The organism is Enterobacter sp. BIDMC 29 (assembly GCF_019378755.1).
Classification (GTDB): Bacteria; Pseudomonadota; Gammaproteobacteria; order Enterobacterales; family Enterobacteriaceae; genus Enterobacter; species Enterobacter ludwigii.
The window spans coordinates 1,540,912-1,559,957 of record NZ_CP080000.1 but is presented as its reverse complement, the minus strand read 5'-3'; the positions used below and the strand labels follow the sequence as shown (position 1 = coordinate 1,559,957).

General features: G+C 57.2%; 16 protein-coding genes. 9 read left to right on the top strand and 7 right to left on the bottom strand.

Annotation, left to right across the window (positions count from 1 at the left end; translation table 11 throughout):
• Window positions 1-101 precede the first annotated feature (101 nt).
• Window positions 102-851 carry an SDR family NAD(P)-dependent oxidoreductase gene (locus JTA15_RS06920; protein WP_020884087.1) on the top strand — a complete coding sequence of 250 codons (750 nt, stop codon included), beginning with the start codon at window positions 102-104 and terminating at the stop codon, window positions 849-851.
• Between the two features lie 26 nt (window positions 852-877).
• On the opposite strand, the gene JTA15_RS06915 is transcribed toward JTA15_RS06920, so the two are convergent.
• Genes JTA15_RS06915 through JTA15_RS06885 form a run of 7 tightly spaced genes read right to left on the bottom strand, consistent with a single transcriptional unit; the run spans window position 878 to window position 7,715 of the window.
• Window positions 878-1,810, bottom strand: coding sequence for an ABC transporter ATP-binding protein (locus JTA15_RS06915; RefSeq protein ID WP_025204144.1), 933 nt, complete (start codon window positions 1,808-1,810; stop codon window positions 878-880).
• Window positions 1,803-2,789 carry an ABC transporter ATP-binding protein gene (locus JTA15_RS06910; protein WP_219373036.1) on the bottom strand — a complete coding sequence of 329 codons (987 nt, stop codon included), beginning with the start codon at window positions 2,787-2,789 and terminating at the stop codon, window positions 1,803-1,805. The genes JTA15_RS06915 and JTA15_RS06910 overlap by 8 nt, the downstream gene beginning before the upstream one ends.
• On the bottom strand, window positions 2,786-3,682 hold the full coding sequence (gene ddpC, locus JTA15_RS06905; protein WP_020884090.1) for a D,D-dipeptide ABC transporter permease: 897 nt from the start codon (window positions 3,680-3,682) through the stop codon (window positions 2,786-2,788). Before ddpC ends, JTA15_RS06910 begins: the two co-directional genes overlap by 4 nt.
• A complete protein-coding gene (locus tag JTA15_RS06900; RefSeq protein WP_014170162.1) occupies window positions 3,679-4,701 on the bottom strand; it encodes an ABC transporter permease in 1,023 nt (340 codons plus the stop codon). The genes ddpC and JTA15_RS06900 overlap by 4 nt, the downstream gene beginning before the upstream one ends.
• Before the next feature lie 23 nt (window positions 4,702-4,724).
• The gene (locus tag JTA15_RS06895; protein ID WP_219373035.1) at window positions 4,725-6,257 is read right to left on the bottom strand and encodes an ABC transporter substrate-binding protein; all 1,533 of its coding nucleotides are present in this window, start codon (window positions 6,255-6,257) and stop codon (window positions 4,725-4,727) included.
• 15 nt (window positions 6,258-6,272) lie between these two features.
• The gene (gene ddpX, locus JTA15_RS06890) at window positions 6,273-6,848 is read right to left on the bottom strand and encodes a D-alanyl-D-alanine dipeptidase (protein ID WP_014170160.1); all 576 of its coding nucleotides are present in this window, start codon (window positions 6,846-6,848) and stop codon (window positions 6,273-6,275) included.
• 12 nt (window positions 6,849-6,860) lie between these two features.
• On the bottom strand, window positions 6,861-7,715 hold the full coding sequence (locus JTA15_RS06885) for a MurR/RpiR family transcriptional regulator (protein ID WP_219373034.1): 855 nt from the start codon (window positions 7,713-7,715) through the stop codon (window positions 6,861-6,863).
• 266 nt (window positions 7,716-7,981) lie between these two features.
• Here JTA15_RS06885 and JTA15_RS06880 point away from each other — a divergent pair, with 266 nt between their 5' ends.
• From JTA15_RS06880 to JTA15_RS06845, 8 genes are all read left to right on the top strand, one after another.
• Window positions 7,982-9,463, top strand: a complete 1,482-nt coding sequence (locus JTA15_RS06880; protein ID WP_047744690.1) for a carboxylesterase — start codon at window positions 7,982-7,984, stop codon at window positions 9,461-9,463.
• 93 nt (window positions 9,464-9,556) lie between these two features.
• Window positions 9,557-10,768, top strand: a complete 1,212-nt coding sequence (locus JTA15_RS06875) for a diguanylate phosphodiesterase (RefSeq protein ID WP_219373033.1) — start codon at window positions 9,557-9,559, stop codon at window positions 10,766-10,768.
• Window positions 10,769-10,857: 89 nt separating this feature from the next.
• Window positions 10,858-11,763 carry an aminoimidazole riboside kinase gene (locus JTA15_RS06870; protein ID WP_219373032.1) on the top strand — a complete coding sequence of 302 codons (906 nt, stop codon included), beginning with the start codon at window positions 10,858-10,860 and terminating at the stop codon, window positions 11,761-11,763.
• Between the two features lie 173 nt (window positions 11,764-11,936).
• Window positions 11,937-13,454, top strand: a complete 1,518-nt coding sequence (locus JTA15_RS06865; RefSeq protein WP_014170154.1) for a carbohydrate porin — start codon at window positions 11,937-11,939, stop codon at window positions 13,452-13,454.
• 67 nt (window positions 13,455-13,521) lie between these two features.
• Window positions 13,522-14,892, top strand: coding sequence for a sucrose-specific PTS transporter subunit IIBC (locus JTA15_RS06860; protein WP_025204151.1), 1,371 nt, complete (start codon window positions 13,522-13,524; stop codon window positions 14,890-14,892).
• Window positions 14,892-16,298, top strand: a complete 1,407-nt coding sequence (locus tag JTA15_RS06855; protein WP_219373031.1) for a sucrose-6-phosphate hydrolase — start codon at window positions 14,892-14,894, stop codon at window positions 16,296-16,298. The genes JTA15_RS06860 and JTA15_RS06855 overlap by 1 nt, the downstream gene beginning before the upstream one ends.
• 28 nt (window positions 16,299-16,326) lie before the next feature.
• The gene (locus tag JTA15_RS06850; RefSeq protein WP_196087876.1) at window positions 16,327-17,343 is read left to right on the top strand and encodes a LacI family DNA-binding transcriptional regulator; all 1,017 of its coding nucleotides are present in this window, start codon (window positions 16,327-16,329) and stop codon (window positions 17,341-17,343) included.
• A 97-nt stretch (window positions 17,344-17,440) separates the two neighbouring features.
• Complete coding sequence (locus tag JTA15_RS06845) at window positions 17,441-18,991, top strand: methyl-accepting chemotaxis protein (RefSeq protein ID WP_040017542.1); 1,551 nt, start codon at window positions 17,441-17,443, stop codon at window positions 18,989-18,991.
• The last annotated feature ends 55 nt before the right edge of the window (window positions 18,992-19,046 follow it).

Sequence of the window (19,046 nt, the reverse complement as noted above, 5' to 3'; positions counted from 1 at the left end):
TTTTCATTAATCCTGCAACCGATAGAGTTTATTCAACGCAAGCGAAAACCTCTTCAACCGTTTTTGCGGGCATCCTGAAAATATGATTAAAGGTGAATAACATGAATACATCTCTCGCAGGTAAAATTGCCCTGGTTACGGGCGGTAGCACAGGTATCGGTCTCGCCACCGCGCAGGAACTGGCGGCCCAGGGCGCGAAGGTTTATATCACCGGACGTCGTCAGGCGGAGCTGGACGCTGCCGTTGCACAAATTGCCACCGCGGCGGTCGGCATCCGTGCGGACGTCTCTCAACTTTCCGACCTCGATAAAGTCTATGCGCAGATTGCAAAAGACGAAGGGCGTCTGGATATTCTGTTCGCCAATGCGGGTGGTGGCGACATGCTGCCGTTAGGCGCTATCACTGAAGAGCAGTTTGACCGCATCTTTGCAACCAACGTTCGCGGTGTACTGTTCACCGTGCAAAAAGCGTTACCGCTGTTATCTGCCGGATCGTCGATCATTCTGACCGGATCCACGGTGTCCATTAAAGGAACCGCAAACTTTAGCGTATACAGCGCCAGTAAAGCCGCCGTGCGCAACTTTGCCCGTTCGTGGGCGCTGGATTTGCAGGGGCGCGGTATTCGCGTCAACGTGGTGAGCCCGGGGCCCATCAAAACCCCAGGGCTGGGTGACCTGGTGCCGGAAGAACATCGTCAGGGGCTGTATGATGCGCTGGCCGCCCAGGTGCCGCTGGGACGCTTAGGCGCGCCGGGAGAAGTGGGTAAAGCGGTGGCGTTTCTGGCCTCAGATGCAGCAAGTTTTATCAACGCCACCGAACTGTTTGTCGACGGTGGAATGGCGCAAATTTAAACGTGAAACAGCGCCACCCTGCGTGGCTACTCGCTCAGATTGCGCCAGCAACGCACGCTACAGCCCTCAACTGAAGGCTGTAGCGACTGCGGATGCTCGCACCCTTGCGCTGCCTGCGGACAACGGTCCCGGAAATAACAGCCGGTGGGAAGGTGACGATTGCCAGGAAGCTCTGTTTTACGCAGCGCCAGGTTTTCATCCAGCGGTTCACCGGTTCTGGGGACGGAATCAAGCAGCAGCCGGGTGTAGGGATGGCGTGGCCTGACAAGGACCTGATCGGTGGTTCCCAGTTCCACGATCTGGCCCAGATACATCACCGCCACACGATCGCTCATGTGTCTGACCACCGAGACGTTATGTGAGATCAACACATAGGTGAGGTTCCGTTCCTGCTGCAGTTTTACCAGCAGGTTGAGGATTTGCGCCTGCACGGAAATATCCAGCGCGCTGGTGGGTTCGTCGAGTACGATGATGTCTGGATTGGACGACAGCGCCCGGGCGATAGCAATGCGCTGGCGCTGCCCGCCTGAAAAGGCATGCGGTAACCGGTCAAGGTATTCCGCACGAATACCCACCTGCATCGCCAGCGTCTCTGCAAGCTGGCGCCGTTCGCGTTCACTGCTGCGTTTTTGCACCCACACCGGCTCGGTGATGATGCGCCACACCGGTAAACGCGGGTCGAGGGACGAGAGCGGGTCCTGAAAAACCATCTGCATGCCGCCCGCGTGATGCGTCCGCTGATAGTCGCCGGTGCTGGGCCTGAGCATGCCCATCAATAGCTGTGCCAGCGTGCTTTTCCCGCAGCCGGATTCCCCAACAATGCCCAGCGTTTCGCCGCGACGGATCTGCAGGTCCAGCCCATTGAGGGCATGCACCTGTTCCGTGACGCGGCCCAGCCAGTTTTTGCGCGCGGGAAAGTTGACATGCACGCTATCCAGTTCAAGCAAAATGTCAGACATGGTGTTTCTCCCGTTGCGGGTACCAGCAGGCAGCCATCTGGCCCTCTGCACCATTGGGAAGCAAGCGCGGTGCCTCACCGCATTTCGTCCCGGCGGTAAAGCAGCGCTCGCGGAACGCGCAGCCTTGTGGAAGCTGGCTGAGATTAGGCACCGTGCCGGGAATGGCCGGAAGCAGCTCGCGCGGCGCACCGTTTTCAGGTGCACATTGCAACAGGCCGATGGAGTAGGGATGAACGGGATGGTGGATCAGCGTTTGCGTGGCACCGCTCTCAATTACGCTTCCCGCGTACATCACATACATCCGGTCACAGAGCTGGGAAACCACGGCCATATCGTGGCTGATAAACAGCACCGAGGTTCCGCTGGCCCGCGCCTTGTGCTTCAGCAGACGCAGGACCTGCAGCTGCACGGTCACATCCAGCGCCGTGGTCGGCTCGTCGGCGATGATAAGTTCAGGCTCGCAGGAGAAGGCAAGGGCGATCATCACTCGCTGACGCATGCCGCCGGACAGTTCAAACGGATAACGCGCCATCACCGCTTTCGCGTCCGGGATTTGCATCTCCTCCAGCAGGGCAATCGCTTTTTGCTGCGCCGCGCGACGGTCGAGCGGCTGATGCTGGCGGATCACCTCCACCATTTGCTTGCCAATCCGTCGCGTTGGGTTCAGGGCGGTCATGGGCTCCTGAAAAATCATCGCCACTTTTGCCCCGCGCCACTGGCGTAACTGTTTTTCCGATGCGGTCAGAACATCTTCTCCCAGCAATGTCACCTGACCGTGATGAATTCGGTAGCTGCCTTCCGGCAACAGGCGCATGGCGAGCATGGCGGTAACCGACTTCCCCGACCCCGACTCGCCCACTACGCCGACAATCTCACCCCGTTTAATCTCCAGCGAGACGTGGTTCAGCGCATGAACCTCACCGCGGTATATCGGGAAACTCAGATGTAAATCCTCGATGGTTAAAACAGAGTCGGTCATGACTGTTTCCCTCCTGATTTCGGATCCAGCAGGTCGCGGATGCCGTCACCAAAAAGATTAAAGCCCACGGCGGTAATCAAAATGGCCGCGCCAGGAAAAGCGCAATACCACCACTGGTCAAGTACATAGTTGCGCCCTACGGCAACCATCGCGCCCCATTCGGCGGTGGGTTGCTGTGCGCCCAGACCGATAAAGCCCAGCGTGGCGGCCATCAGAATGGCGCTGCCAATATCCAGCGAAGCCTGCACAATCAGCGGCGGCAGGGCGTTGCGCAGAATATGCCAGCTGATTAAATGCCAGCGTGATGCGCCGAAGGTGCGGGCCGCCTGAACATAGGTAAACTGGCGCACGACAAGGGTTTGCCCGCGTGCCAGACGCACGTAAAACGGAATACGTACAATCGCGATGGCGAGCATTGCGTTAAACAGGCTCGGCCCCAGCGCCGCCGCCAGCGCCATGGTCAGCACCAGCGAGGGAATGGAGAGCATCACGTCCATAATGCGCATAATAATGGCGTCGCCGCGCCCGCCCAGCACGCCAGACAAACAGCCCAGCAGCGAGCCAATACCACCCGCAATCACCACGACGGCCAGCCCCGCGCTGATCGACTGCTGGCTGCCGGCGAGCACCCGGCTGAACAGATCGCGGCCAACCTCATCGGTGCCAAACCAGTGTTCGGCAGACGGAGCCTGCAGACGCGCGGTCAAATCCAGCGCATTGGGGTCATGCGGCACAATCCACGGTGATGTCACCATCAGCAGGAGCATCAGGATCATGATCGCGGCGCCAATCAGCGTGAGGGGACTTTTACGCAGCATCCAGAACAGTTTTGCCCAGTTGATGCCTGCTTTCGCTGTTTTAACCGGGACGGGCGTTTCCTGAGTCAACATCATTCGGCACCTCCGCGCCCGATTCGCGGGTCAACCCACAGATAGAGCAGATCGACCACCAGATTAACCAGCACATAGGCCAGTGAGACCACTACCGCGAAGCCCATAACAGCAGGGAAATCGAGTGCCTGAATAGAGGTGACGACCCAGGCGCCCATTCCCGGCCAGGCAAAGACGGTTTCAGTGAGGACTGCGCCATACAGCAGATCGCCCAGTGCCAGTCCAAGCACGGTAATCGACGGGATCATCGCATTGGGCAGGGCATAGCGCAGCACGATGTACCAGCCGGGCAATCCGCTGGCGCGTGCGGTTCGTATGTAATCTTCACTGAGCTGCTCCAGCATGGCCGAGCGGACCTGACGCGCTACAATGCCAAGATGAACAAATGCCAGCGTCATTGAAGGTAAAATCAGATGCTGCAGGGCATTGAAAAAGACCTCCCCGTTGCCTTCCAGCAGCGCATCCACCAGATAAAAGCCAGTAACGCGCGTCGGTGGATCGAGCCAGTCGTCAAGCCTTCCGCCGCCCGGCAGAAGTTGCAGATGCCCGTAGAAGAGGACAATCACCCCCAACCCAAGCCAGAATGCGGGCGTTGAAATGCCCGTCATCGCCATTAACCGCACCAGATGATCCAGCCAGCGGTCACGGTAGACCGCCGATAAAATCCCCAGCGGCACGCCGATAACCAGCGCCAGCAGCAGGGAACAAAAAGCCAGCTCCAGGGTGGCCGGGAAAAAGGCTTTCAAATCTTCCGCGACCGGACGTCCGGTGCGGATAGAGGTGCCTAAATCGCCATGGGCCAGCGCATCCACATAGCGACCAAACTGGATATACAGCGGTTGATCCAGCCCCAGCTGCTGGCGGATGCCTTGCACAATGTCGTCGCTGGCGCGGTCTCCGGCCAGCAGGCGGGCCGGATCGCCGGGGATCAGGTGTGAAATAATAAAGGTGATGATACAGACACCGGCCACCACCAGGATTAACCCCCAGCAGCGCTGGCGCACAATGCTCCAGAACGTCATACACTTTCCCCCGGCGAGAACCGTTATTTACTCATGGTGGCGATGTTAAAGACCTGCTCCAGCATTGGATTAAAGGTGAAGCCTTTCACCTCTTTGTTCATCGCCAGCTGGTAGTTCTTCTGGAACAGATACACGTAGGCCGCCTCGTCGATCACCACCTTCTGCGCCTGCTGGTAATCGTGGGTACGCTCCGCCTGATCGGTGGTTTTCAGGGCCGCCTTCAGCAGGGCGTCGACCTCTTTGTTCTCGTAAAACGAGCGGTTACCCGGCAACCCTTTTTTGTCCGACTCAAACCAGTAGTTCATGAACATGTACGGGTCGGCAAAGTCCGGGCTCCAGTTGCCAATAGCGATGTCATAGTCACCTTTCCCGACACGATCGCGCATGGTGGCGTTAGCCAGTTTTTCCAGCTTCACGTTGATGCCGATCTTGCCGAGGCTCGCCTGCGTGGACAGGGCGATCGGCTCCCAGTTGGGGTCGTTGTCTGAATAGAGGAATGTCAGGCTTGTCGGCTTGTCTTTGACTTTCTCCAGCGCGGCTTTGGCTTTGGCTTCGTCAAAGCTGTACTGCATTGCCGTGGCGTCAAACCCCCACATGCCGTCCGGTATCGGGCCGCGCATCTGTTTGCCATTGCCACTCAGGATGCCTTTCACCATTCCCTGATAATCCGTTGCCCAGGAGACGGCCCGACGTAAATCCACCTGATTGAGCGGGGCTTTGCTGTTATTCAGATAAAGATAGGTCACGCGCAGGGACGGATATTCCGCCACCGCCACTTTGCCTTCTTGCTTAAGGGCTGAAATCTGATCGACGGGCAGTGAATCGGCGATATCCAGATCGCCACGGGAAAGCTGCAGGCGGCGTGAAGCGCTTTCACCAATAATTTTCACCGAAACACGCTTGAAGTGTGGTTTTTCACCCGCCCAGTGTGGGTTCGGAACGAGCACCAGCTGCTGACCTTTCTGCCAGCTTTTCAGCATGAAAGGCCCGGACCCAGCAGTGTTTTGCGCTAAATAACCGCGTGCATCATCGGCAGCGTTCGCCTTTAACACCGCCGGGTTAACGATCGACGCACCGTCGTTGGCCAGGGTATAGAGGAATGGGGCAAACGGCTGGCTGAGGGTGAATTTTACCGTGTGCGGATCGACCGCATCAATTTTGAGATCTTTCGGGAACGCTTCAGACGGCCCCTGGCTAAGCTTCAGCAGACGTTCAAAGGAGAGTTTTACCGCCTCGGCAGTAACCGGCGTGCCATCGGCGAATTTCGCGTTATCGGTAAGGGTAAAGGTCCACTCTTTCTGATCCTCTGACGCTTTCCAGCCCGTTGACAGGTCGCCCTCCACCTCGGTGGAGCCTGGCTTGTACTTCACCAGACGCTGATAGGCGGGGTAGGTCACCGTCCAGTCGTTGTTATCAATGGTCACCGCCGGGTCGAGCGTTTGCGGGTCGGCCGCTTTTCCGATCACCAGCATATCTTTCGGGACGGCAGCCAGCGCAACCGGTGCGCTGAGTGCCAGCGAGGCGGCGATCAGGGTGGTAAGAAGCGTTGTTTTCATGGCAGTGCTCCAGTTTTAAAGAGGGGTGTGCGTCAACGGGAAACAGGCAAAACGATCGTCAAGCAGGGGATAGCTGGCCGCGTTCGGCAGCTCGAAGTGCCACCATTCGCTGCTGATCCCCACAAAGCCGCCACCGGACATGATGGCGTTAAGCAGCAGGCGATTGCGCTGCGCGTGCGGCGGCACGGACGGGTGCCAGGCATGCGAGCGGTCGTGCATTTCGTCAAAACCGGCCCCCATATCCAGCACGGTGTTCTGTTCGTCCATCAGCGTAACGTCGATGGCCGTCCCGCGGCTGTGGTTGGAACCAATCGCCACATCAACCACGTATTCCGGGTTCGGGCAGGCATCCCACAACTGAGCCTGCGCTTCCTGCGGGCGATAAGCGTCGTAGACCACCAGCTTCAGCCCGGCCAGTGCGGCGATGCTGATGGCTTTCGCCAGCGCGGTGGCCGCATCGGTATGCAGCAGGCACAGCGCCTCCTGATAAATCGGACGGCCCGTGATGTTGTCGGCTGTGGCGTATTTCAGATCGATATGCAGCGCAGGGAAGGTCTTCGCCACATCAATCAGTTCACTCTCTGGGGGCATAGCTCCGCTCCTTTAACGTTCGAATTGACCAAACTCTTGTTGTAATTGCCGGTTTACCGCCAGCCGCGGTGGAAGGGCATCACCCAGCGCTTCCACGACACCTGACAGCAGCAGGTTGAACAGACAGCTCACAGGTGCCAGCGAATCCCAGAAATGGCCGGTTTCGGTTTTCACCTGCAGTAAATCAAGCGGGTAATCCCGCGCCCACGGGCACCAGATATCGGTGATCAGGGCCAGCGAAATACCTTTTTCGCTCGCGACCCGACAGTACTGCCGCGCAATGGTGGAATAGGTGCGGGTATCGGTCAGCACCACGTAGGGGTGGGCGAAACCGGAGTTCAGGGATTCAACCCAGCTGCCGGACACGCCTTCGGCGTAACTGACGCGCGGACGAAGGTACTCAAGATGACTGAAGAAGGCATTGGCTATCCCACGTGTCGACTGGATCCCCAGCACAAAAACCGCATCCGCGTGGGCAAGCTGATGAACCACATGGCGAAATGCGTCGGTGTGCGCCAGCTGATAAACTTGGGTGATGGCATCCACCTCCAGCGACAGAGAGTGTTGAAGGCGGTTGGGCAGAGGGGACTGCTGCTGCCAGGAGTCCAGCCGCTCGTTCATACCCCAGGGCTGATGCGGGTCGCGCAGGCTCTTTTTGGCATCTTCCAGATTGCGGTAGCCGAGTTTTCGCAGAAAGCGTCCCACGGTAATGCCGCTGGTGCCGGTCGCCAGACCCACGCTTTCAGCTGTTTCAAACGGGATCTGTGCGGCATGCGCCAGCAGCCAGCTCGCCACCCGCTTCTCGCTGGGGGTCAGCTGGCTGAACGTGGCTTCAATACGGCTCAACACCTCGGGTTTCGTCGTCATACCGCCTCGCTGTTAACAGGCTGTCAGTCATCAGGTTTGTGTTATTTGATTAACAATGCATGACGCGTGCCATGTCCACAGAGAGACGGGACGCCGCTGTGCTGCAAACTTCATGCAATATTTAGTTAACCAATGATCAACATTTGTGCAGCGTAGTTCACTTTTGGTGCACTGGCTGAGTGGGGAGGTATGAATTTCGTGAATACGTCAGCGTCTTCACATTTTTGATAAGATAGAGACAACGTAAATATGAAAGGGATCCCGGCATGGCGAACTTGCCCTGGCGTATCAGCGTGCGCCTGATGGCGCTCGCAAAGAAAATGGCGACGATCGCAGGAGTGGTACTGATCGTCCTGCTCGCGGTTCGGGTTTATCTCTCGCAGCAGGGGCCGGAATTGCATCTCTGGCATACCTGGCGGGCAGATGAGATGTCCGTACGCGAGATCGATAAGGCGAATTTTGCCCAGTATGTCGCCCGGGAAAACGCCATTTTCACCGATCTGGATAACGCGGTAACGCGCAAAACCCAGGGTGAGGAGCGCACGCCGTTAAACCGCTACTACCGTCAGAGCCTGGTTTGGCCCGGTAAATTTTCACCCGATGCCAACCGCTCCTTTGTGCTGATGCCCGCCGGAACGCCACGCGGCGCGGTGGTGTTGCTGCACGGGCTAACAGATTCGCCTTACAGTGTCCGGCATCTTGCCCGTGATTATCAGCAGCACGGTTTTGTGGCGGTGGTTCCACGCCTGCCCGGTCACGGCACCGCGCCCGGCGCGCTGACCGACGTTGACTGGGAGAGGTGGCTGGCGGCGACGCGCCTTGCCGTGCGCGAAGCCACGCGGCTGGCGGGAGACAATGTTCCCCTGCATCTGGTGGGTTACTCCAACGGTGGGGCGCTGGCGATGAAATATGCCCTTGATGCGCTGGACACGCCTGCGCTTCGCAAACCGCAACAGCTCATCCTGCTCTCGCCAATGATTGGCGTCACGGCGTTCGCCCGGTTTGCAGGATTGGCCGGATTGCCGGCGATGTTACCGCCGTTTGCCAAAGCGGCATGGTTAAACATCTCGCCGGAATATAACCCGTATAAATACAACTCCTTCCCGGTCAATGCGGCGCGCCAGTCATGGCTCTTGACCCAGGCCCTGCAGGAGCAAATGGGGCGGGATGCCCGGGAGCACAGGCTGGACCAGCTGCCGCCGGTACTCGCATTCCAGTCGGTGATGGATTCAACGGTCAGCACCCGCGCCGTGGTCACCGGGTTATTTGACCAGCTTCCGGCGAACGGCAGCGAGCTGGTTGTATTTGATATCAATCAGGCCGCCAGCTTCCGTCCTCTCTTTAAACCGTCGTCGTGGGCGGCGACCTCTGAGTTACTGCCTGTGGCGAAAAGGCGTTACGGTGTCACGATTATTACCAATGCCAGCGCGGACAGTTTTGCTGCGGTGGCGAAAATAACCCCGGCGGGAGGCACCGATGAGACCGCGGTACCGCTGGCGATGTCCTGGCCGCAGGAGGTCTATTCACTGTCGCATGTCGCCGTGCCGTTCCCGCCTGATGACGATCTCTATGGCCGACATCCTGCGGAGAAAAACCGGTATGGCATTAGCCTCGGCACGATTGCGCTGTGGGGGGAAACCTCCGTGCTGAGTGTAGGCAAAGACGCGTTAATGCGGGTGACCTCGAACCCGTTTTATGCCTACATGCAGGAGAGAATTGACAGACGCATCGGGGATGAGAAAAAGTAGCCTCTCCCGCAAGGGGTTAATCTGTTAGGTCGCGCAGATGAAGTATGTTAAACAGTAATGTCCAACGCATACCTCTTATCGGAACACGTTTTTGTGCTGACTACTCTTATTTACCGCAGCCAGTTGAATTTATCCTGCCGATCCGCCGAACTCCAGGCGCTGGTTGAACAGGCCAGGACGCGCAATGCCGGGTTGAATATTACCGGCGTTCTTCTTTCAAAAGGGGATGATGTCCTGCAACTCCTCGAAGGCTCGGAAGAGAGTGTGGTTAGGCTGTTTCAGAAGATCCGTGAGGATAAGCGGCACAGCGGCGTGGTTGAGCTTATGCGGGATTACGGCCCCCGCAGACGTTTTGAGAATGTCGGTATGCTGCTGTTTGACCTGCAGAACCAGTCGCCGAAAGACGTTCTGCAGTCGGTGCTGCATTACAGCAAACTGGACAGTTATCTGACATCTGATGATCGGGTGTTCAAATTTATTCAGACGTTTATTACCGGCAAACGACCGGCCCCGTCGGGGGCGCGTTTTGCCCCGGAGAAATGGACGCTCTCGCGTGAGAAATCGCCGTTTGGCGAGAGTCTGGGTCTGCTGGACAAACAAACCTGCCAGTTCGCCCTCCAGCCCATCGTCGAACCGCTGGAAGGGAAAATCAGTTCGCTTGAGGCCCTTATCCGCGGTAATGACGGGAGAAGCCCGGAGCATTTTTTCAGCCGCCTCGATCAGGACAAAATCTATGAAGTCGATCTCCAGACCAAGGCCTGGGCTTTTGCGCTGGCCGACAAACTGGGGATCGGGAGCCATAAAATCGCGGTGAATCTTCTCCCGATGTCGCTGGTGAAAGTGCCTGGCGCCGTGGAGTTTCTGGTTGAACAGATTAAACAACATGGGCTTCAGCCGGAGCAGGTGGTCATTGAAGTGACCGAAAACGAGATGATTTCCGGGTTCAACAAGTTCAATAGCGCCATTAAACACCTGCGCGCTGAAGGTATTGGCCTGGCGATCGATGATTTCGGTTCCGGATACGCCGGGCTTTCACTGCTGACCCGATTCCAGCCGGATAAAATTAAAATTGACCGCGAAATTGTCAGCAATATCCATCTCAGTGGGCCAAAACAGGCGATTGTGCGCTCGATAGTCAGCTGCTGCACCGACCTTGAAATCACCCTGGTGGCGGAAGGCATCGAGAAGCTGGAAGAGTGGTGCTGGCTTGAATCTGCCGGGATCCGACGTTTTCAGGGCTTTCTGTTTGCCCGTCCAGCGCTGAATGGCGTAGGCGATATTAGCTGGCCACACCTGGTGCGTTAAGCCAATTTTCCTTCCGTATTATTTCCCCTTCGTCCTGCCTGTGCTTAAATAGCTAAAACGGTTTAACATTGTTTAGCTGAGAGGATCACATGCAAAAAATCTGGGTACTTGGCGATGCGGTAGTGGATTTATTACCGGAGGGAGAAGGCCGGTTGCTGCAATGCCCCGGCGGCGCGCCGGCTAACGTGGCGGTCGGTATTGCCCGTCTGGGCGGGAAAAGCGCCTTTATCGGCAGGGTCGGCGACGATCCTTTCGGTCGCTTTATGCATAAAACGCTGGCTGACGAGCAGGTTGACGTAAAGTGGATGCGCCTCGACCCGGCACACCGCACGTCAACTGTGGTCGTGGATCTGGACGAACAGGGCGAACGCTCTTTCACCTTTATGGTTCGCCCGAGCGCCGATCTGTTTCTGGCATCAGCCGACCTGCCGCCCTTTAGCGCAGGAGAGTGGCTGCATGTCTGTTCCATTGCCCTGAGCGCTGAACCGAGCCGTTCTGCAACGTTTCAGGCCATGAACACGGTCAGGGAAGCGGGGGGTTATGTCAGTTTCGACCCCAATATCCGCCCGGATCTCTGGCCGGATGAGGACGACCTGCGCCGCTGCCTCGAACAGGCGCTGCAATGCGCTGACGTCGTCAAACTCTCCGTCGAAGAACTGGCTTTTTTAACCGCCGGCCTTGAGATCACGGAAGGGCTGGCCGCGCTGATGCGCCGCTGTCCGGCCCGGCTGGTGCTGGTCACTCAGGGCAAAGACGGGGTCATCGCCTGGCATGACGGAACGATGAAACATTATCCGGCAACCCCCGTTGAATGCGTGGACACCACGGGCGCAGGTGATGCCTTCGTGGCGGGACTGCTTTATGGACTGGCTTGCGCTGGGAGCATTGACAGCCACGATCTTCCACGCGTGATCGCATTAGCTCAGCGCTGCGGCGCGTTAGCCACCACGGCTAAAGGGGCGATGACCGCGCTACCTTATCACCCGCAACTGTAATTCCTCCCGCAACGGGCCGTCTGTCGGCGGCCTGAATTGTCGCCTCGATCACACTTACTAAATCGGTTTAGCAAAAAAGATTGCCGATCCAAAATTGGCAGGTTTAGTATCATCAACCTAAACCGGTTTAGCAATTTAGCACTTTCAATGACTTCTTTTAGGGATGCGACAAAATGTATAAAAAACGCAGACTTGCCGTGATGATAGGCATGCTGGCCGGGAGTACCTCTGTTTTTGCCCAAACGGATATGACGAGTATCGAAGCGCGTCTTGCTGCCCTGGAGCAGCGTCTTCAGGCTGCGGAAACCCGCGCGCAGGTTGCGGAGAAACGCGCCACCGACGCAGAACAAAAAACGCAGCAGTTGGTGACTGCCCAGCAGCAGGCGCAAACAACAACCCAGCAAGTGGCGCAGCGTACCGCCGCCCTGGAGAAGAAAGCCGATCAGAGCAGTGGGTTTGAGTTTCATGGCTATGCCCGTTCTGGCCTGCTGATGAACGATGCGGCGTCGAGCAGTAAAAGCGGCCCTTATCTGACGCCAGCCGGGGAAACCGGTGGTGCGGTCGGGCGTCTGGGGAATGAAGCCGATACCTACGTTGAGCTGAACGTGGAACACAAACAGACCCTGGATAACGGGGCAACCACGCGCTTCAAGGCCATGCTGGCGGATGGTCAGAAAACCTATAACGACTGGTCCGCTGACACCAGCGATCTCAATATTCGTCAGGCGTTTGCTGAACTGGGCAATCTGCCTGATTTTACCGGCGCGCTGAAGGGCAGTACCTTCTGGGCCGGTAAACGCTTCGACCGCGATAACTTTGATATTCACTGGCTGGACTCCGATGTGGTGTTCCTGGCCGGTACCGGTGGTGGCGTGTATGACGTGAAATGGAATGAATCGCTGCGCAGCAACTTCTCTCTTTACGGGCGTAACTTCGGCAGCGAAGAGCAAATCGACAATAACGTTCAAAACTACATCCTGAGCATGAACCACTTCGCCGGGCCGTTCCAGCTGATGGTGAGCGGCCTGCGGGCAAAAGACAACGACGACCGCAAAGACAGCAATGGCGATCTGATAAAAACCGACGCCGCCAACAATGGCGTCCATGCCCTGGTCGGATTGCACAATGAAAGTTTCTACGGCCTGCGTGAAGGTTCAGCCAAAACGGCGCTGCTGTACGGCCACGGGCTGGGGGCAGAGGTGAAGAGCATCGGTTCCGATGGCGCATTGCTCTCTGAAGCCGATACCTGGCGATTTGCAAGTTACGGTGTCACGCCTCTAGGTGGCGGCTGGCATATCGCGCCTGCCGTTCTGGCCCAGAGCAGTAAAGACCGCTATGTCAAAGGCGACAGCTATGAGTGGGTCACGCTCAATACCCGCCTGATTAAAGAAGTCACGCAGAATTTCGCCCTGGCGTTTGAGGGCAGCTATCAGTACATGGATTTAAATCCGGAAGGGTATAAAGACCGAAACGCCGTCAACGGAAGTTTCTACAAGCTGACCTTTGCCCCAACGTTAAAAGCGGGCAAGATCGGCGATTTCTTCAGCCGTCCTGAGTTGCGTCTGTTCGCCACCTGGATGGACTGGAGCAGCAAACTGGATAATTACGCCAGCGATGATGCCTTTGGCAGCAGCGGTTTCAACGCCGGCGGGGAATGGAACTTTGGGGTACAGATGGAAACCTGGTTTTAACCTTTTACGCTCCCGCAGTGCGGGAGCGTTTTTCACATCATAAAAATACAGTCAGGCAGAGGTATCTATGGATTTTGATAATATCGCCCGCGCGCTCATTCCGCTGCTCGGTGGCAAAGAGAACATCGCCAGTGCGGCGCACTGCGCAACGCGTCTTCGACTGGTGCTGGTCGACGACACGCTTGCCGATCAACAAGCCATCGGCAAGGTTGACGGCGTTAAAGGCTGTTTTCGCAACGCCGGGCAGATGCAGGTGATTTTTGGCACGGGGGTGGTTAACAAGGTCTACGCCGCGTTTATCCAGGCGGCAGGGATTAGCGAATCCAGCAAGTCCGAAGCGGCTGACCTGGCGGCACGCAAGCTGAACCCGTTCCAGCGCATTGCCCGACTGCTCTCAAACATCTTTGTGCCGATCATTCCAGCGATTGTGGCCTCCGGTTTACTGATGGGCCTGCTCGGGATGGTCAAAACCTACGGCTGGGTCAATGCCGATAACGCGCTCTATATCATGCTGGATATGTGCAGCTCAGCGGCGTTTATCATTCTGCCGATCCTGATTGGCTTCACGGCCGCGCGTGAATTTGGCGGTAACCCATATCTGGGGGCGACCCTCGGCGGCATTCTGACGCACCCGGCGCTGACAAACGCCTGGGGCGTGGCGTCTGGCTTCCACACCATGAACTTCTTCGGCCTTGAGATTGCCATGATTGGCTATCAGGGAACGGTATTCCCGGTGCTGCTGGCCGTCTGGTTTATGAGTATCGTGGAGAAAAACCTGCGCCGTATTATTCCGGATGCGTTAGATCTGATCCTGACGCCGTTCCTCACCGTTATTCTCTCCGGCTTTATTGCCTTGCTGATCATTGGCCCGGCCGGGCGTGCGTTAGGGGATGGTATCTCCTTTGTTCTGAGCACCCTGATCGCCCATGCGGGCTGGCTGGCCGGGCTGTTATTTGGCGGGCTTTACTCGGTTATCGTTATCACCGGTATTCACCACAGTTTCCATGCCATTGAAGCCGGGTTACTGGGGAATCCGTCGATTGGCGTTAACTTCCTGCTGCCTATCTGGGCGATGGCCAACGTGGCGCAGGGGGGAGCCTGTCTGGCGGTCTGGTTTAAAACCAAAGACGCAAAAATTAAAGCCATTACGTTACCGTCTGCGTTTTCGGCCATGCTGGGCATTACCGAAGCGGCAATATTTGGTATCAACCTGCGTTTCGTGAAACCGTTTATCGCCGCGCTGATTGGCGGTGCGGCAGGCGGGGCGTGGGTGGTCTCGGTGCATGTTTATATGACCGCCGTCGGGCTGACTGCCATCCCGGGCATGGCGATCGTGCAGGCAAGCTCGCTGCTCAACTATATTATCGGCATGGTGATTGCCTTCGGCGTGGCGTTTACCGTCTCGCTGCTGCTGAAATATAAAACGGATTCTGAATAATGACGTTACCTTCCCGCTGGCCTGCAATCCTGCAGGCCGTCATGAAAGGCCAGCCGCGTGCGTACGCCGACAGCCATTATCCGCAATGGCATCCGGCACCGGTGACGGGGCTAATGAACGATCCTAACGGGTTTATCTGGTTTGCCGGGCGTTACCACCTGTTCTATCAGTGGAACCCGCTGGATTGCGACCATCGCTATAAGTGCTGGGGACACTGGAGTTCCGCAGACCTGGTGCACTGGCAGCACGAACCGATGGCGCTGATGCCCGATGAGGAGTATGACCGCAACGGCTGCTATTCCGGCAGCGCCGTCGATAACAACGGTGTCCTGACGTTGTGTTATACCGGCAACGTGAAATTTGATGATGGCAGCCGCACCGCCTGGCAGTGCCTTGCCACGCAACAGCCCGACGGTACATTCAAAAAACTCGGTCCGGTTCTTGCGCTGCCGGAAGGCTACACCGGGCACGTGCGTGACCCGAAAGTGTGGCAGCACGACGGGGTGTGGTACATGGTACTGGGGGCGCAGGATCTGCAAAAACGCGGCAAGGTACTGCTGTTCACATCTGCCGATTTGCACCACTGGGCGTCTTGCGGAGAGATTGCCGGTCATGGTGTGAACGGCCTGACCGAGGCAGGATACATGTGGGAGTGCCCGGACCTGTTTGACCTCGACGGGACACACGTACTGATCTGCTGCCCGCAGGGGCTGGCGCGCGAACCGCATCGCTATCTCAATACTTATCCGGCCACGTGGACGAGCGGGGCGTTCGACCATACCCGCGCTACGTTTGAACATGGCGAGTTGCACGAGCTGGACGCCGGTTTCGAGTTCTACGCTCCCCAAACCACGGTGGCGGAAGACGGACGGCGGATCCTGATCGGCTGGATGGGCGTGCCGGACGGTGAAGAGATGCTTCAGCCCACACGGGCGCAGGGGTGGATCCATCAGATGACCTGCCCGCGAGAATTACACTTCCGTGACGGCAAACTGTGGCAGACGCCGGTGCGCGAGCTGCACGCACTGCGTGAAGAGGAGTGTTGCTGGCAGGGTAACGCCAGCGATGCCCCGGCTCTTGATGCGACGCGCCTTGAGTTCGAGCTCACCTCATCTTCAGTAACCGTGGATTTCGCCGGTGCGTTGCGCCTTATCGTCGAGGACAGCGGGTTGCGTCTGGAACGCGCCAGCCTGAAAACCGGGGAGACATTGACCCGTTACTGGCGGGGCGACGTTCATCATTTACGCGTTCTGTGTGACAGCTCCAGCGTTGAAATTTTCATCAATCATGGCGAAGGGGTGATGAGCAGCCGCTATTTTCCTGACCATCCGGCACGGGTGCGATTCGAAGGTGGGTCCGACATCACATTACGCTACTGGTCGCTGCGCGGCTGCATGGTAGAATAAGGGTTTTGGCAGCCGGATCTAAGTCGTTGTGAGAAAAACAAAACGCGTCACAATTAAAGACATCGCGGAACTGGCGGGGGTTTCAAAAGCCACCGCCAGCCTGGTACTGAACGGGCGCAGCAAAGAGCTTCGCGTGGCGGAAGAGACGCGTGAGCGCGTGCTGACGATTGCGAAAGAGCATCATTACCAGCCCAGCATTCACGCGCGCTCGCTGCGTGATAACCGTAGCCACACCATCGGTCTGGTGGTGCCGGAGATCACTAACTACGGCTTTGCGGTGTTTTCTCACGAACTGGAGACGCTGTGCCGTGAGGCGGGCGTTCAACTGCTCATCTCCTGCAGTGATGAAAACCCGGGGCAGGAGACGGTGGTGGTTAATAACATGGTGGCGCGTCAGGTGGACGGGCTGATCGTGGCCTCCAGTATGCTCAATGATGCCGACTACCAGAAGCTGAGCGAACAGCTGCCGGTCGTCCTTTTTGACCGCCATATGAACGACAGCACATTGCCGCTGGTGATCACCGATTCCATTACCCCGACGGCGGAACTGGTGGCCGACATTGCGCGCCAGCATCCTGATGAAATTTACTTCCTTGGCGGGCAGCCGCGGCTTTCCCCGACGCGCGATCGTCTGGAAGGGTTTAAGCAAGGACTGCAAGAGGCCAATGTGGCGCTGCGCCCGGAGTGGATCATTCACGGAAACTATCACCCGAGCTCCGGCTACGAGATGTTCGCCGAGCTGTGCGCCCGCCTGGGACGCCCGCCAAAAGCCTTGTTCACTGCCGCCTGTGGTCTGCTGGAAGGGGTATTGCGCTATATGGGTCAGCATAACCTGATGCAAAGTGATATCCGGTTAGCCAGCTTTGACGATCACTACCTCTACGACTCGCTCACCATTCCGGTTGATACCATTCGCCAGGATAACCGCCAGCTGGCGTGGCACTGCTTTGATCTGATTGGCAAACTGATCGACGGCGAAACGCCACAACCGTTACAGCGAAAACTGGATGCCACCCTGCAGCGGCGCTATAAAGCGAAAGCATAGCCCTGGCTGTTGAAGGGAAACGTTAATAACTTTAATTAATTTAAGTTTTGGATCGGCCGATAACGATAGGGAATGTTTATTCTTGAGGTATCGGTCCATGTCGTTAAAAAAATCATCCCTGATTGTCCTTTTTGCTCTGCTTTTCTTCTTTGTCGTCAGCACCATTACCAGCGTTGGCCTCATCATTAAAAGTAATAATTCCCTGGATAATGTGAACAAAGAAATCCAGGTTGTGCTGTCGATCATTGACCCCATTAACCACAGCCGTACCTTGCGTGTCAGGGTGATGGAGTACGTGAAGATGGTGGAAGCGGGGAACTCGGCTGACGAGTCAGCGAAACTTTCCGCGGTTAAAGAGGCCCTCACAAAAGCGGATCATGCCTTTGCGGCGTTTATGGCGTCTCCGCGCCTGTCGGATGAAGCGCCGCTGGTGAGCGCGTATCAGGATGCCTGGCAAAACTACCGTAACCAGGGGCTGGCACCGTTGATTGATGCCGCCGCTGCGCACGATGTCGCGAAGTTTAATGCGCTTATCCCGGAGGTGTCCCGCCTCGACCGTCAGTATGAAATCGTTCTCGACCAGGTCCTTGCCGTTCACCAGAAATATGCCAAAACCCTGAACGAGGATGCGAGCAGTAATTTCATCTCCGGTCTGGCGATCATTGCGGCGATTGCTTTCCTGTTTGTAATCGTGATTGTTGCCGTCAGCCTGCTGATGAAGCGCTTTGTTTTCGCGCCGGTCAACCTGGCACGCGAGCACTGCAGCCAGATTGCCGCCGGTAAACTGGACATTCCAGTGCCGGTAAAAGGCACCTCCGGCAATGAAATCGATCACCTGATGGGCTCAATGGAGCAGATGCGCCAGGCGCTTCTGTCGACTATCGCCCAGGTGCGTGACGCGAGCCAAACCGTCACCCACGCCGCGCAGGAAATTGCTTCCGGGAATATCGATCTGGCTTCACGCACCGAGCAGCAGGCCTCCGCGTTAACCCAGACGGCGGCCAGCATGGAAGAGCTGAGCGCGACCGTGGCGAATAACACCGATAACGTTCATCAGGCAGGAAAACTGGTGCAGGACGCGGTGAACAATGCGCACACCGGTGAGGCCGTGACCCGCGAAGTGATCGAAACAATGAATACCATCGCGGCGAACTCTAAGCGCATCGAGGACATCACCAGCGTCATCAACAGCATTGCTTTCCAGACCAATATTCTGGCGCTCAACGCCGCGGTTGAAGCAGCACGTGCCGGCACACAAGGACGCGGCTTCGCCGTGGTGGCCAGTGAAGTGCGCACCCTTGCACAGAAAAGCGCGGTTGCCGCGAAAGACATTGAAAGCCTGATTGCTCAGTCGGTTTCCAGCGTCAAAAACGGTGCTGAACTGGTGAACCGCTCAGGCGAAGTTATTGATTCAATTATCAGTTCCGTGAATAAAGTGAATACGTTGATGGAGCAAATCTCCGTGGCCTCTGAAGAGCAGAGCCGCGGGATCAGCCAGGTTGGTCAGGCGGTGACAGAGATGGATGGCGTGACCCAGCAGAACGCCGCGCTGGTTCAGCAGTCCGCCGCCGCCGCCGCTTCACTGGAAGAGCAGGCGCAGCAGCTCTCAAGGAGTATTTCGAGCTTTAGTTTGCCGGCGCAGGCGTGATTGATAATGAGAGGCTCCTGAGGGAGCCTTTTTAATGTCTGGTGTAGCTGAAAAG